Source organism: Klebsiella sp. YJ, from assembly GCF_002108615.1.
Lineage (GTDB): Bacteria > Pseudomonadota > Gammaproteobacteria > Enterobacterales > Enterobacteriaceae > Klebsiella > Klebsiella planticola.
In genome coordinates, this window is the sequence record NZ_MTEG01000009.1 from 53,281 (window position 1) to 67,912 (window position 14,632).

Here is a 14,632-nt window from a genome sequence, read left to right on the forward strand (position 1 = left end):
GCACGCACGATGAGGGGAATAATGAAACGGGCCAGAAACTGGCCCGAATTTAAGCAGATTTACAGCATGATGCCGCCAATGATGAACCCCAGAATGACGCACAGGGTGATGGCAATCACCCCTGGGATCAAGAACGCATGGTTAAAGACATACTTGCCGATACGCGTTGACCCGGTGTCGTCCATTTCGACCGCCGCCAGCAGCGTAGGATAGGTCGGCAGCACGAACAGCGCGGAGACGGCAGCAAACGAGGCGATGGCGGTCAGCGGGGTGACGCCAAGCAGCAGCGCAGCCGGCATCAGCGCTTTGGTGGTCGCGGCCTGGGAGTAGAGCAGGGTCGCGGCGAAGAACAGCACCACCGCCAGCAGCCACGGATAGTTGTGCAGCAGGTCGCCGGCTACGGTCTGGATGTCGGTGATATGCGCTTTGACGAAAGTATCGCCCAGCCAGGCGACGCCCAGGACACAGACGCAGGCGCTCATCCCGGATTTAAAGGTGCTGGCGTTGAGCACTTCGCTGGTGTCGATTTTGCAGGTGACGCTAATCAGCGTGGCGATGGTCAGCATGAACACTACGATCGCTTCGTTACGCGGCAGCACCGGGTTCTGAATCAGCCCGACGGTATCGCTGATGGCGGTGGCGTAGAACATGACCGCCACGATGCCGATCAGAAACAGCAGCACCGAACGTTTTGCATGCGGCTTCAGCTCGAAAACCTGGCTCCCGCGCAGCTTCACTTCACCTTTTGCCAGACGCTCCTGATAAATCGGGTCATCTTTCAGTTCGCAGCCGAGGAAGTTACAGACAACCGCCGTGATCATTACCGCAATCAGCGTCACCGGAATACAGATGGCCAGCAGCGTCAGATAGCTCACGCCCAGAGGTTCGAGGATCCCGGCAAAAAAGACCACCGCAGCGGAAATCGGCGAGGCGGTAATGGCAATCTGCGAGGCGACGACGGCGATAGACAGCGGGCGGGACGGGCGAATGCCCTGCTCCTTCGCAACCTCGGTAATCACCGGCAGGGTAGAGAACGCGGTATGACCCGTTCCCGCCAGGACGGTCATAAACCAGGTGACCAGCGGAGCAAGGAAGGTAATGTATTTCGGATGGCGTCTGAGCATACGCTCGGCAAGACTGACCAGATAATCCATGCCTCCGGCCACCTGCATGGCGGCAATAGCGGCGATAACCGCCATGATGATTTCAATGACGTCGAAGGGGATCGCGCCAGGTTTGATTTGAAAGAGGAGCGTCAGGACGAGGACGCCCAGACCACCGGCAAAGCCGATGCCGATACCGCCGAGCCTGGCCCCCAGGTAAATCGCCAGCAGGACAATCACGAGTTCTGCACCAAACATATACGCCTTCCTTGTTTTTTAACAAGTTGATATTGAATTGTTGTGATTTAGTAAACCTAAAAAAGCAAAAAAGGCATGTCATTGCTGACATGCCTTTGGCTAGTTTAACCTGAAAGCTTACTGTTCGCTTTCATCGGTATAACGCTTCGCTTTATAGGCCGGATGCATCAGGTTTTGTGGAGAGAAAATATCGTCCAGCTCCGCTTCGGTCAGTAATCCACGCTCCAGGACAACCTCCCTTACGCTCTTGCCGGTTTCGGCGCAAATCTTGCCGACAATATCGCCATTGTGGTGGCCGATAAACGGGTTGAGGTAGGTGACGATACCGATGGAGTTATATACATAGCCTTCGCACACCGCTTTATTGGCGGTGATGCCGTTAATGCATTTTTCCAGCAGGTTGTAGCAGGCGTTAGTCAGGATGTGGATAGATTCAAACATCGCCTGGCCAATAACCGGCTCCATCACGTTCAGCTGCAGCTGACCGGCTTCCGAGGCCATGGTCACCGTGGTGTCGTTGCCAATCACCTTGAAGCAGACCTGGTTGACCACTTCCGGGACGACTGGGTTAACTTTCGCCGGCATGATCGAGGAACCCGCCTGCAGCTCCGGCAGGTTGATTTCGTTCAGACCCGCGCGCGGGCCGGAAGAGAGCAGGCGCAGGTCGTTACAGATTTTGGACAGTTTCACCGCCAGACGCTTCAGCGAGCTGTGTACCATCACGTAGGCACCGCAGTCGGAGGTGGCTTCAATCAGATCTTCCGCCGGAATCACCGGCAGGCCGCTGACTTCCGCCAGTTTTTGTACCGCCAGCTGCTGGTAGCCATCCGGCGTATTCAGGCGCGTACCGATGGCGGTGGCGCCGAGGTTAACTTCGAGCAGCAGCTCTCCGGTGCGCAGAATGCTTTTGATTTCTTCATTCAGCAGAACATTAAACGCGTGGAACTCCTGGCCGAGCGTCATCGGCACGGCGTCCTGCAGCTGGGTACGACCCATTTTCAGGACATCCTGGAATTCGACGGCTTTATTCTGGAAACCGTCACCCAACTGGTTGATGGCGTCGGTTAATTTCAGCAGGGACGCATAAACCGCGATACGGAAACCGGTCGGGTAGGCATCGTTGGTGGACTGGCATTTGTTAACGTGGTCGTTCGGGTTCAGATACTGGTATTCACCTTTCTGATGGCCCATCAGCTCAAGGCCAATATTGGCCAGCACTTCATTGGTGTTCATGTTGACGGACGTCCCTGCGCCGCCCTGGAACACATCAACCGGGAACTGGTCCATGCATTTACCGTTATTCAGAACTTCATCGCATGCGGCAATAATGGTATTCGCGACGCTTTTAGGAATGGTTTGCAGTTCCTTGTTGGCCATCGCGGCGGCCTTTTTGACCATCACCATGCCGCGCACGAACTCGGGGATATCGCTGATTTTGCTATTGCTGATGTAGAAGTTTTCAATCGCTCTCAGAGTATGAACACCATAGTAGGCGTCAGCTGGAACTTCCCTGGTACCCAACAGGTCTTCTTCGATACGAATGTTGTTTAACATGTGAACCTTCTTTTTCAAGCTGCCAATGAATTCACCAAATACGCAGAATTTATGGGATTTTGCGCATTTTCTTGCCGAAGATTATTTCCTTAATCGGCCCGGTGCCCACGATCATATGCTGATGATAGCGAATGTCAGCAACCTTGATCACTTATTATGTCGAGAAGGGTATAAGAATTATTAATCTGTGAAATGAGTCACCGCTTTGCCGTTCCTGGAAAAAATAAGCGCTTCTGCCGATTGAAATGTGCTGTTTGAGCCCAATATTGATGTGATGCGAAAAGCACACCGATGACTGCGGGGGCCGATAGTGAACCCCGCTAATGAAGGAGACGCCAGTGCGTTGGATTCCGTTTATTGCCATTTTTTTATACGTTTATATTGAGATATCGATCTTTATCCAGGTGGCTCACGTGCTTGGCGTTCTGTTGACGCTGATTCTGGTGATCTTTAGCTCGGTGGTCGGTATGTCGCTGGTGCGCAACCAGGGCTTTAAAAACTTTATGCTGATGCAGCAGAAAATGGCGGCTGGTGAAAGCCCGGCGGCAGAAATGATTAAAAGCGTCTCGCTGATTATCGCCGGTCTGCTGCTCTTGCTGCCGGGGTTCTTTACCGATTTCCTCGGCCTGCTGCTTCTGCTGCCGCCGGTACAGAAACACCTGACCCTGAAGCTGATGCCGCACTTACGCTTTAGCCGGATGCCCGGCGGTGGTTTTAGCGCGGGAACCGGAGGCGGTGAGACCTTTGACGGGGAGTTCCAGCGCAAAGATGAAGAGCGCGACCGTCTGGATCATAAAGACGACCGCTAAACCCTCAGGCCCGGCAAGGCCGGGTTGATACGGTGATATAGCTGATGAGCCGGATATGCGTTGCGCTATCCGGCTTTTTTATGGGCTGTTTCATTCTCAATGATGGTGGGGAAGCGCCGCCGGACGGCGCTTTGGCAGCCACAGCCACAGCGCCGCCATCACCAGCAGAGCGTACAGGCTTTTCCAGCCGACCATCGCCAGTAACAGGAGGCAGAGCAGGCTCCCGATGAACGCCAGAACCCGATAGCGCCCCCGCAGTAACCGGCAGCCCGCCAGCATGCACAGCAGATAAATCATAATAAAGATGCCGTTGGCATAGACGATCAGCGCATCGAGGTTGATATCCAGCCAGTAGATGGCGAGCGTGCTGATGACACAGCAGCCCAGCACCACGTTGAGCGCATTGCGTGGGATTTGCTGCGGCGAGAGGCGGGCGAGATAGCTTTCTGGCTTGTACTGCGCCTGCGACCAGACCAGACGGGCAAAACTCTGGATATAGATATTGAGGCTGGCGAAGCAGGCGAGATAGCCAATGACGCAGGCGATCCACAGTGCCTGCACGCCAAACAGGCGCACCACGATATTGGGCAGCGATGCGGCGGCGGCCATATCGCTGCCGAAGGCGTGAAAATGCAGGACCAGCACGGTACAGGCCCAGTAAACGGAGCCCGCCAGCAGCAGGCCGATCATGAGTGCACGGGGGAAATCGCGCTCCGGGCGTTTAAATTCCGATGCCAGATGGGCGAAGGCTTCAAGGCCGACGAAACACCAGAACATCACCGACAGGGCGGCAAAAAGGCGGGAGCGATCGATATCCGCCGGCGCCGGAAAGGGGATTTGCGCCGGGCTAATCCCGCCGCGCCACCAGATAGCGACGATCAGCGCGACGATCAGAACCGCTACCAGCGTTTGTAGATTCGCGCTGGAGCTTGCGCCCCGCGACCCGACCCACCAGATGATGGCCAGCGTCCCCAGCTCCGCGAGCAGCAGCTGGCTGTCGTGCCAGCCAAACAGCGCCTGGCCGAAGCCGGTGGCGATATGCAGCGCCGCCGGTAGCCCAACCGGAATGACCGACAGGAACAGCCAGCCGGTGACGCGTTCCATATGGGAACCAAATGCCATATTGACGAAGTGTGCCACGCCGCCCGCGCTGGGGAAGTGACGGCCAAGGACGGCAAAGACGATAGCGATCGGGAAGACCAGCAAAATGAGCGCGGGCCAGGCCCACAGGCTGTTATCTCCCGCCACCAGTGCGGCAAGAGCGGGAACGGCAAAGACGCCGGTGCCGAGTAGCGACGTAGAAAGCAGCCCCACTCCCTGAGCCAGACCTAACTCCTGTTTTAAACCACTCATGATGCCATCCTGCCCTGACAAAAGATCGATGGTATCACAATCGTTTTTGCTTATGACGATGGCAAACCGGCATCTGTTTCTGTGCGTCAGCGCACGAGGAAAAATTTTTTTTTAACTTTCCCCCTTGAAGCGCGAAAACCCACCCCCATCTCTCAGGCACTAGCCGGAAAACCGTATACGGGCCGGTGTCACCCATAACTGATAATGACTTTCTCAAAGGAGAGCTATCAATGAGTATTCGTCCGTTACATGATCGTGTGATCGTCAAACGTAAAGAAGTTGAAACCAAATCTGCAGGCGGCATCGTTCTGACCGGTTCTGCGGCAGCCAAATCAACTCGTGGCGAAATCATCGCTGTCGGTAAGGGCCGCATCCTGGAAAACGGAACTGTGCAGCCGCTGGACGTTAAAGTTGGCGACATCGTTATTTTCAACGACGGCTACGGTGTGAAATCTGAAAAAATCGACAATGAAGAAGTGCTGATCATGTCTGAAAGCGACATTCTGGCAATTGTTGAAGCGTAATTCGCGCGCGAAACTGAACGAATTTGAGGAATAGAAAAAATGGCAGCTAAAGACGTAAAATTCGGTAACGACGCTCGTGTAAAAATGCTGCGCGGCGTGAACGTACTGGCAGATGCAGTGAAAGTGACCCTGGGCCCGAAAGGCCGTAACGTGGTTCTGGATAAATCTTTCGGTGCACCGACCATCACCAAAGATGGTGTTTCCGTAGCGCGTGAAATCGAGCTGGAAGACAAGTTCGAAAACATGGGCGCGCAGATGGTGAAAGAAGTTGCCTCTAAAGCGAACGACGCTGCAGGTGACGGTACCACCACCGCAACCGTACTGGCTCAGGCTATCATCGCAGAAGGCCTGAAAGCCGTTGCTGCTGGCATGAACCCGATGGATCTGAAACGCGGTATCGACAAAGCTGTCGTGGCTGCCGTTGAAGAACTGAAAACGCTCTCCGTACCGTGCTCCGACTCTAAAGCTATCGCTCAGGTTGGTACCATCTCCGCTAACTCCGATGAAACCGTAGGTAAACTGATCGCGGAAGCGATGGACAAAGTCGGTAAAGAAGGCGTTATCACCGTTGAAGACGGTACCGGTCTGGAAGACGAACTGGACGTTGTTGAAGGTATGCAGTTCGACCGTGGCTACCTCTCCCCGTACTTCATCAACAAGCCGGAAACTGGCGCTGTTGAACTGGAAAGCCCGTTCATCCTGCTGGCTGACAAAAAAGTCTCCAACATCCGCGAAATGCTGCCGGTTCTGGAAGCCGTTGCGAAAGCAGGCAAACCGCTGGTTATCATCGCTGAAGACGTTGAAGGCGAAGCGCTGGCCACTCTGGTGGTCAACACCATGCGCGGTATCGTGAAAGTCGCTGCTGTTAAAGCACCGGGCTTCGGCGACCGTCGTAAAGCTATGCTGCAGGACATCGCTACCCTGACTGGCGGTACCGTCATCTCTGAAGAGATTGGTATGGAGCTGGAAAAAGCGACGCTGGAAGACCTGGGTCAGGCGAAACGCGTTGTGATCAACAAAGACACCACCACCATCATCGATGGCGTGGGTGAAGAAGGCGCAATTCAGGGCCGCGTTGCTCAGATCCGTAAGCAGATCGAAGAAGCGACCTCTGACTACGACCGTGAAAAACTGCAGGAGCGCGTAGCGAAACTGGCTGGCGGCGTTGCGGTAATCAAAGTCGGTGCAGCGACCGAAGTTGAAATGAAAGAGAAAAAAGCGCGCGTTGACGATGCTCTGCACGCAACCCGTGCTGCGGTAGAAGAAGGTGTTGTTGCCGGTGGTGGCGTTGCGCTGGTGCGCGTTGCCGCTAAACTGGCTGGCCTGACCGCTCAGAACGAAGATCAGAACGTCGGTATCAAAGTTGCGCTGCGCGCAATGGAAGCTCCGCTGCGTCAGATCGTGTCCAACGCCGGCGAAGAGCCGTCTGTTGTTGCTAACAACGTGAAAGCGGGTGAAGGCAACTACGGTTATAACGCGGCAACTGAAGAATACGGCAACATGATCGACTTCGGTATCCTGGACCCGACTAAAGTGACGCGTTCTGCTCTGCAGTACGCTGCATCCGTTGCTGGTCTGATGATCACCACCGAGTGCATGGTGACCGACCTGCCGAAAAGCGACGCAGCCGATTTAGGCGCTGCTGGCGGCATGGGTGGCATGGGCGGTATGGGCGGCATGATGTAATCGTGCGCTATACCCCTTAGAAACAAAGAAACCCCCGGGCAGAAATGCTCGAGGGTTTTTCTTTTTCTCATCTTTTTAGTATAAGGTGTACATCCGGGCCAGCGCGTCCAGCTCATTGATCATGGGGAATAACATGCAGGTAAGATATTTAGCAGGGATTGTCGGCGCAGCATTATTGTTAGCGGGTTGCAGTTCCAGCAACGAACTGAGCTCAGGCGGACAGAGCGTACGCTTTGTTGAAGATAAGCCGGGTGCGGATTGCCAGCTGTTGGGGACCGCGACGGGCAAGCAGAGCAACTGGCTGTCCGGGCAGAACGGTGATGAAGGCGGCTCCATGCGTGGCGCAGCTAACGCGCTGCGCAACCAGGCTGCGGCGATGGGCGGCAACGTGATTTATGGCGTGAGCAGCCCGACGCAGAATCTGCTGTCGAGCTTTGTGCCAACCGATAGCGAAATGAACGGCCAGGTCTATAAGTGCCCGAACTGATTTGATTCCGGGCCTCTGCCGTCGATGGTCAGAGGGCCCGGGCGATCTCCACGCGTTCAGTCAGTCTGTGAATCGGCGGTCTGCCAGCTTTTCCCCGGCAGACCTTTTCACGAATGTTGTTTTAAGCCCAAATCCAGCGGTGTCTTACTTGGCTCACCGCCGATTTCCCGCGCCAGTCTTGGCACCATATACCCTGAAACCAGCGTCAGCAGCTCACGCATGATGGCGCGGGCCTCTTCGTCTTCGACCATAAAATGGGCCGCGCCCTGGACTTTATCCAGCACGTGAAGGTAATAAGGCATGACGCCGGCATCGAACAGGGCATTGCTCAGAGCGGCCAGCGTGTGTGCATTGTCGTTGACGCCGCGCAGCAGAACGCTTTGATTCAGCAGCGTGACACCGGCTTGACGCAAGCGCGCCATCGCAGCGCGGAAATCGGCATCAATCTCATTGGCGTGGTTGATATGATTGACCAGCAGCACCTGCAGCGATGAGCTGGCAAAGCGTGCGGCCAGCGCATCGGTAATCCGCGCCGGGATGACGACGGGCAGGCGGCTGTGAATGCGCAGACGCTTAATGTGCGGGATCGCTTCCAGCTGAGTGAGCAGCCAGTCCAGCTCATGATCTTTCGCCATCAGCGGGTCACCGCCGGAAAAAATAATCTCATCGAGCTGCGGGTGCGCGGCAATGTACTCCAGCGCCGCCTGCCAGTTACGCTTATTGCCTTGATTTTCGGCATAAGGGAAGTGTCTGCGGAAACAATAGCGGCAATTTACCGCGCAACCGCCCTTGACCAGCAGCAGCGCCCGGTTGCGGTATTTATGCAGCAGACCGGGTACCACGCTGTGCTGTTCCTCCAGCGGATCGGTGGAAAAACCCGGCGCTGAAATAAACTCATCTTGTGAGGTAAGTACCTGACGAAGCAGGGGATCGTTGGGATTTCCCGGCTCCATACGGGCGATAAATGCCCGCGGCACGCGCAGGGCGAAGAGGCGTTTTGCCTCGCGTCCCGCCAGCAGGTTCGCATCAGCGTCTACATTTAAAAGATGCAGCAGTTCATCGGGACTGGTCACAACATCTGCAAGTTGCGTTAACCAATCTTCTCTGGATGGGGTATTTAGGGTTACAATATGCGCCATTTTGTGGCTTAGCTACCAATTAACAAATTTAGAGGGCCTTATGGCGACTTACTATAGCAACGATTTTCGTGCCGGTCTTAAAATCATGATGGACGGCGAACCTTATGCCGTTGAAGCCAGTGAATTCGTAAAACCAGGCAAAGGCCAGGCTTTTGCCCGCGTTAAGCTGCGCCGTCTGCTGACCGGGACTCGCGTAGAGAAAACCTTCAAATCTACCGATTCCGCCGAAGGCGCAGACGTTGTTGATATGAACCTGACTTACCTGTACAACGACGGTGAGTTCTATCACTTCATGAACAACTCCACTTTCGAGCAGCTGGCTGCCGATGCGAAAGCCGTAGGCGATAACGCAAAATGGCTGCTGGATCAGGCTGAGTGCATCGTGACCCTGTGGAACGGTCAGCCTATCTCCGTCACCCCGCCGAACTTCGTTGAGCTGGAAATCGTGGAAACCGATCCAGGCCTGAAAGGTGATACCGCAGGTACCGGCGGTAAACCGGCGACGCTGTCTACTGGCGCAGTGGTTAAAGTACCGCTGTTCGTTCAGATTGGCGAAGTCATCAAAGTGGATACTCGCTCTGGCGAATACGTATCCCGCGTGAAGTAATTCATGCCATAGAGGGTTGGCGCAGCAGCGTGCTGCGCCTGCTATAGCCCTCAAGGGAATAGCCGTTAAGGAAACAGCAGCTCATTAACCGCAGGCAGGGAAGATGAACAACGTGATAAAACTTCTGCTGGTGCTCTCTCTGAGCGCAATATTGCTTACCGGATGCAATACCGCCCGCGGCGTTGGCGAAGACATCCAGGGGCTGGGGCATGCGATTTCGCGTGCGGTCAGCTAAACGCCTTTTGGCCCGACCTTTTGCTTTGATCACCGCTTCGCTGTACCGTTTCGCTTACACCTTCCGCTAATTCACTCCTTTTCTCTTAAAAAACGCTGAGATTCCGCCATCCTGGGTCAGGTTGTCTATGCTTATAGGGCACGATAACTAAAACTGGTAATAAGGATGATATTATGGTGAAAAAAGCAATTGCAGCGTTCTTTACGGTTTTGGCCCTCTCTTCTGTGCTGACCGCATGTAATACAACACGTGGTGTGGGTCAGGATATTTCAGAAGGCGGCAGTGCCATTTCTGGGGCTGCGACAAAAGCTCAGCAATAGACCCTGACGGTACGGTGACTGGCCGTACCGTTCTTTCCATCGTACGTTCTGCTGGTTATAATCTCTGTGCTTTCATCCACACCTTACGGGACGACCTGTAAGCGTATCGCATTCGGGGACGGCCCCATCAAGGGGGTTCTGTGTCCTGGTTCGTTTTATTTATCGCCGGTCTGCTGGAAGTGGTCTGGGCGGTTGGTCTGAAATACACCCACGGTTTTAGTCGCCTGCTGCCAAGCGTGATCACGATTGTGGCTATGGTGCTCAGCATGGCGCTACTGTCATGGGCGATGAAAACGCTGCCCGTCGGCACCGCCTATGCGGTCTGGACGGGAATTGGCGCAGTAGGCGCGGCGATCACCGGGATCGTCCTGCTGGGCGAGTCCGCCAGCGCCATGCGTATTGCCAGCCTGGCGTGTATCGTTGTCGGTATTATCGGGCTGAAAATCAGCGCGCACTGACTAATAGCGCTGGTTAACCCAGATAAGTTTGCTGACGTCGAAGCCCTGTCGGGTGGCGATGTCCAGCATCTGTTGTTTCACTTCCGGTGAGACCTTTGGCGAGCGGGCCAGTAGCCACAGATAATCGCGGTCTGGCCCGCAGACCAGCGCGTAGCGATAATCTTTATCCAGGGCGATCACGTTGTAGCCGCCGTAGAAAGGGCCGAAAAAGGAGACTTTCAGCGCGGCACGGGTCGGCTGGCCGGTGAAGTAGGCCACGCCATCGGTTTTCTGCCACATGCCCCGATCGGGGTTATAGCCTTTGTTCACCACATCCAGTCCGCCATCATCGCGCAGGCTGTAGGTGGCGGTCACTTTTTCAAGGCCACTTTCAAACTGATGGTCAAAGCGGGCTATTTCATACCAGGTGCCGAGATAGCGCTGGGTATCAAATGGACTGACCACCGTTACGCCTTGTGGCGGCGTTGGCGTGCTACAGGCAACAACCAGAAACGAGGCGGCAACAACCGCAATAATGGGCAGCACACGCATAGCATTTTCCTTGCTGGCTTTTTAGCTAAGTGTAGATTCTATCTGGAGAAAAGCGGGGATATTTTCTGCAAAAGAGAGCCCGATAACAGAATGCTACCGGGCTGCAGGGAGGTTAAATGAATAACACGCCAATCAGCGTCACAACGCTCAGGATCGCGGCCAGGCCGTAGAAGACCCACTTACCATTCGGAACGTGAATTTTCAGGTCGTGCATGGCGTGATGGATACGGTGTAGCCCGCACCACAGCGGCAGGACGATCATCAGGAAGATAAAGGCGCGGCCCACAAAGCTCTGGGCAAAGCCCAGTACGCGCTCGTAGCTGAATGCATCGCCCGGCGCCAGGCCTAACGGCAGCAGAATACCGACCAGCAGCACCATGACCGGCGCGACAATCGCGCCCCACATACCGCCTGCGCCAAACAGCCCCCAGAATACCGGTTCATCGGAACGTTTCGGGTTGGGATTGATCATTTCAGCCTCCTTACCAGAACAGAGCAACAAACAGGATCACCACGGTCACCAGCGCGGTCACCACCCAAAGCCCTTTAATCACCGGCTCTGGCCCCATTTTTTCACCCTTAATAATGATATTGGCGGCTTTCGGCGCCAGCTCAAACCAGGTTTTTGTGTGCAGCAGCGCGGCGCCCAGGGTGATCAGGTTCAGGACCACCACCACCGGATTTTGCAGGAAGCCGACATAGCCAGCCCAGCTTTCTGCGCCATGCTTCAGGGCAAACAGACCGTAAATCAGCACGATACTGAACCATACCGTTGGCACTGCGGTTCCTTCACGCACCATATAGAAGCGATAAAACGGCAGTTTTTTCCACCAGGTGGACGTCATCGGCCGCACGTAGGGTTTGCGTTTAGTCGTCATCATGCACTCCTTAGCGTGGTTTCAGGGTCGCGATAAGAAAGTCTTTCGAGCTTTCTACCTTGCCCTGCTGAATGGCGGCTGCCGGATCGACATGCTTCGGACAGACTTCCGAGCAATAGCCAACGAAGGTACAGGTCCAGACGCCGTTCTGACCGTTAAGCTGCGCCATGCGCTCCTTCTTGCCGTGGTCGCGACTGTCTTCGTTGTAGCGATGGGCGAGGGTGATGGCTGCCGGACCGATAAACTCCGGATTAAGACCAAACTGCGGGCAGGCGGCGTAGCACAGGCCGCAGTTGATACAGCCGGAGAACTGATGGTATTTGGCCATCTGCGCCGGGGTTTGCTTGTTTGGCCCCTGATCCGGTGTGCGCGGATTGCCAATGATATAGGGCTTAATGGCCTCCAGACTCTCGATAAAGTGGGTCATATCGACCACCAGATCGCGTTCAATCGGGAAGTTGGCCAGCGCCTCAACCTTAATGCCCTTGGTGTATTCGCGCAGGAAGGTTTTACAGGCCAGTTTCGGCACTTTGTTGACCATCATCCCACAGGAACCGCAGATCGCCATGCGGCAGGACCAGCGATAGCTGAGGTCTGGCGCAAGGTTATCTTTGATATAACCCAGCGCGTCGAGCAGCGAGGTTTGTTCATCATAAGGCACTTCATAGAACGCGCTGTGCGGGGCGGTGTCCACTTCCGGGTTGTAGCGCACCACTTCAATTTTGAGGTTTTTCATCTCAGCCATTTGCCGTCTCCTTCTTCTCGGCTGCTTCCGCTTCTGCGCCATATACGCGTTTCGCCGGCGGCAGAGAGGTGATTTTCACCTCGCCATACTCCAGGCGCGTGGTGCCATCCGCATCGCGGAAAGCCAGCGTATGTTTGAGGAAATTGACATCATCTCGTTCGGTGCAGCCTTCATCCAGACGCTGGTGCGCGCCGCGTGACTCTTTACGTGCAATAGCGGAGTGCGCCATACATTCGGCAACGTTCAGGCCATGGCCCAGTTCGATGGTGTAGAGCAGGTCGGTGTTGAAGACGCTGGAGTTGTCGGTAATGCGCACGCGCTTAAAGCGCTCCTGCAGCTCCGCCAGCTTATCGATGGTTTTCTGCATCAGCTCCGGCGTGCGATAGATACCGCAGCCTTCTTCCATCGACAGCCCCATTTCATCGCGAATTTTCGCCCAGTTCTCGTTACCTTCCTGATTGACGAGATCTTTCAGACGTTTTTCTACATCGGCAGCCTGCGCGTCCAGCGCCGCAACGTTCATTTCACCGGCTTGTGCAGCGCGCGTCATCGCCTGTTCACCGGCGAGGCGGCCAAATACCACCAGTTCTGCCAGCGAGTTGGAGCCGAGGCGGTTGGCGCCATGCAGACCGACGGAAGAACATTCGCCAACCGCGAACAGGCCTTTAATCCGCGTTTCACACTGCTGGTCGGTTTCAATGCCGCCCATGGTGTAGTGTGCGGTCGGACGCACCGGAATCGGCTCTTTCACCGGGTCAACGCCGACATAGGCTTTGGCCAGCTCGCAGATAAACGGCAGGCGTTCGAGCAGCTTTTTCTCACCGAGATGACGCAGGTCGAGATAGACCACGTCGCCACGCGGCGTCGGGATGGTGTTGCCTTTACGCCATTCATGCCAGAAGGCCTGGGAGACTTTGTCGCGCGGACCGAGCTCCATATATTTGTTTTTAGGCTCACCCAGCGGGGTTTCCGGACCCATGCCGTAATCCTGCAGGTAGCGGTAGCCATTTTTGTTGACCAGAATACCGCCTTCGCCGCGACAGCCTTCGGTCATCAGAATGCCGGAGCCGGGCAGGCCGGTTGGGTGATACTGGACAAACTCCATATCGCGCAGCGGTACGCCATGGCTCAGCGCCATGCCCATACCGTCACCGGTGACGATGCCGCCGTTGGTGTTATAGCGATAGACACGTCCCGCGCCGCCGGTCGCCATAACCACCGCATTTGCGCGGATTTGCACCAGCGAACCTTCCATCATATTCATCGCCACCAGGCCACGGGCCTGACCATCGTCGACCAGAATGTCGAGGACGAAATGTTCATCGAAGCGTTGGATTTGGGGGAACTGGAGGGAGGTCTGGAACAGGGTATGCAACATATGGAAGCCGGTCTTATCGGCGGCAAACCACGTGCGTTCGATTTTCATCCCCCCGAAGCGGCGCACGTTGACGCTACCGTCCGGACGGCGGCTCCACGGACATCCCCACTGCTCAAGCTGGGTCATCTCCTCCGGGCAATGGTGGACAAAGTAATCGACGACATCCTGTTCACAGAGCCAGTCGCCACCGGCGACAGTGTCGTGAAAATGGTACTCAAAGCTGTCATGATCCTGTGCAACGGCAGCAGAACCTCCCTCGGCCGCAACGGTATGGCTGCGCATGGGATAGACTTTTGAAATCAGTGCGATTTTGGCATGTGGATTTGCCTGCGCCGCGGCAATAGCGGCGCGAAGACCAGCTCCGCCAGCGCCAATAACAGCAAGATCGGCTTGAAAAGTTTGCACGACATTCCTCCAGTTTTTGTGTATTTCGCCGCCGGACTGGCGAAAAAGTATCACTGCTCCTTTATAGGTAAAGGAGTATAGCCGTAGGGTTGATGGGGAAAATTGATGTGTTCGATTTTTTTGTCAATATGTGCGCCGGTTTATCAGCTCTGGTGATGAATT

General features: G+C 55.4%; 17 protein-coding genes. 8 read left to right on the forward strand and 9 right to left on the reverse strand.

Features of this window, described 5'->3' with window-relative positions:
- Positions 1 to 59: 59 nt before the first annotated feature.
- Both BV390_RS11640 and aspA read right to left on the reverse strand, forming a co-directional pair.
- A complete protein-coding gene (locus BV390_RS11640; protein ID WP_004856943.1) occupies positions 60 to 1,361 on the reverse strand; it encodes an anaerobic C4-dicarboxylate transporter in 1,302 nt (433 codons plus the stop codon).
- Positions 1,362 to 1,478: 117 nt separating this feature from the next.
- Positions 1,479 to 2,915, reverse strand: coding sequence for an aspartate ammonia-lyase (aspA, locus tag BV390_RS11645; protein WP_032689857.1), 1,437 nt, complete (start codon positions 2,913 to 2,915; stop codon positions 1,479 to 1,481).
- A 338-nt stretch (positions 2,916 to 3,253) separates the two neighbouring features.
- Between aspA and BV390_RS11655 the strand changes: the two genes are divergently transcribed.
- Positions 3,254 to 3,724, forward strand: a complete 471-nt coding sequence (locus BV390_RS11655; protein WP_032689856.1) for an FxsA family protein — start codon at positions 3,254 to 3,256, stop codon at positions 3,722 to 3,724.
- Between the two features lie 96 nt (positions 3,725 to 3,820).
- On the opposite strand, the gene yjeH is transcribed toward BV390_RS11655, so the two are convergent.
- On the reverse strand, positions 3,821 to 5,077 hold the full coding sequence (yjeH, locus tag BV390_RS11660) for an L-methionine/branched-chain amino acid transporter (protein WP_032697139.1): 1,257 nt from the start codon (positions 5,075 to 5,077) through the stop codon (positions 3,821 to 3,823).
- Between the two features lie 230 nt (positions 5,078 to 5,307).
- Here yjeH and BV390_RS11665 point away from each other — a divergent pair, with 230 nt between their 5' ends.
- From BV390_RS11665 to BV390_RS11675, 3 genes are all read left to right on the forward strand, one after another.
- The gene (locus tag BV390_RS11665; protein WP_003855929.1) at positions 5,308 to 5,601 is read left to right on the forward strand and encodes a co-chaperone GroES; all 294 of its coding nucleotides are present in this window, start codon (positions 5,308 to 5,310) and stop codon (positions 5,599 to 5,601) included.
- A gap of 39 nt (positions 5,602 to 5,640) precedes the next feature.
- Entirely contained in the window at positions 5,641 to 7,287 is a 1,647-nt protein-coding gene (gene groL, locus BV390_RS11670; RefSeq protein ID WP_004856960.1) for a chaperonin GroEL, read from the forward strand.
- A gap of 133 nt (positions 7,288 to 7,420) precedes the next feature.
- Positions 7,421 to 7,774 (forward strand): DUF4156 domain-containing protein, encoded by a 354-nt coding sequence (locus BV390_RS11675; protein ID WP_004856962.1) that lies wholly within the window; start codon positions 7,421 to 7,423, stop codon positions 7,772 to 7,774.
- Between the two features lie 107 nt (positions 7,775 to 7,881).
- Here the strand turns inward: BV390_RS11675 and epmB are convergent, their stop codons facing one another.
- Positions 7,882 to 8,913: an EF-P beta-lysylation protein EpmB gene (gene epmB, locus BV390_RS11680; RefSeq protein WP_004856965.1), complete on the reverse strand. Its 1,032-nt coding sequence runs from the start codon at positions 8,911 to 8,913 to the stop codon at positions 7,882 to 7,884.
- Between the two features lie 40 nt (positions 8,914 to 8,953).
- Between epmB and efp the strand changes: the two genes are divergently transcribed.
- From efp to sugE, 4 genes are all read left to right on the forward strand, one after another.
- Positions 8,954 to 9,520 carry an elongation factor P gene (gene efp / locus BV390_RS11685; RefSeq protein ID WP_004856970.1) on the forward strand — a complete coding sequence of 189 codons (567 nt, stop codon included), beginning with the start codon at positions 8,954 to 8,956 and terminating at the stop codon, positions 9,518 to 9,520.
- Between the two features lie 103 nt (positions 9,521 to 9,623).
- Positions 9,624 to 9,755 (forward strand): entericidin A/B family lipoprotein, encoded by a 132-nt coding sequence (locus BV390_RS11690; protein WP_085396954.1) that lies wholly within the window; start codon positions 9,624 to 9,626, stop codon positions 9,753 to 9,755.
- Positions 9,756 to 9,928: 173 nt separating this feature from the next.
- Entirely contained in the window at positions 9,929 to 10,075 is a 147-nt protein-coding gene (gene ecnB, locus BV390_RS11695; protein ID WP_004097935.1) for a lipoprotein toxin entericidin B, read from the forward strand.
- A gap of 140 nt (positions 10,076 to 10,215) precedes the next feature.
- Positions 10,216 to 10,533 (forward strand): quaternary ammonium compound efflux SMR transporter SugE, encoded by a 318-nt coding sequence (gene sugE, locus BV390_RS11700; protein ID WP_032689854.1) that lies wholly within the window; start codon positions 10,216 to 10,218, stop codon positions 10,531 to 10,533.
- On the opposite strand, the gene BV390_RS11705 is transcribed toward sugE, so the two are convergent.
- The 5 genes from BV390_RS11705 to frdA all read right to left on the reverse strand — a co-directional run bounded on the left by BV390_RS11705 (position 10,534) and on the right by frdA (position 14,470).
- Positions 10,534 to 11,064 carry a lipocalin family protein gene (locus BV390_RS11705; protein ID WP_032689853.1) on the reverse strand — a complete coding sequence of 177 codons (531 nt, stop codon included), beginning with the start codon at positions 11,062 to 11,064 and terminating at the stop codon, positions 10,534 to 10,536.
- Between the two features lie 112 nt (positions 11,065 to 11,176).
- Positions 11,177 to 11,536 (reverse strand): fumarate reductase subunit FrdD, encoded by a 360-nt coding sequence (gene frdD / locus BV390_RS11710; RefSeq protein ID WP_032689851.1) that lies wholly within the window; start codon positions 11,534 to 11,536, stop codon positions 11,177 to 11,179.
- A gap of 10 nt (positions 11,537 to 11,546) precedes the next feature.
- A complete protein-coding gene (gene frdC, locus BV390_RS11715; RefSeq protein WP_032689850.1) occupies positions 11,547 to 11,942 on the reverse strand; it encodes a fumarate reductase subunit FrdC in 396 nt (131 codons plus the stop codon).
- A 10-nt stretch (positions 11,943 to 11,952) separates the two neighbouring features.
- Positions 11,953 to 12,687: a fumarate reductase iron-sulfur protein gene (gene frdB, locus BV390_RS11720; RefSeq protein WP_032689849.1), complete on the reverse strand. Its 735-nt coding sequence runs from the start codon at positions 12,685 to 12,687 to the stop codon at positions 11,953 to 11,955.
- Positions 12,680 to 14,470: a fumarate reductase (quinol) flavoprotein subunit gene (gene frdA / locus BV390_RS11725; RefSeq protein WP_032689848.1), complete on the reverse strand. Its 1,791-nt coding sequence runs from the start codon at positions 14,468 to 14,470 to the stop codon at positions 12,680 to 12,682. Before frdA ends, frdB begins: the two co-directional genes overlap by 8 nt.
- Between the last annotated feature and the right edge of the window lie 162 nt (positions 14,471 to 14,632).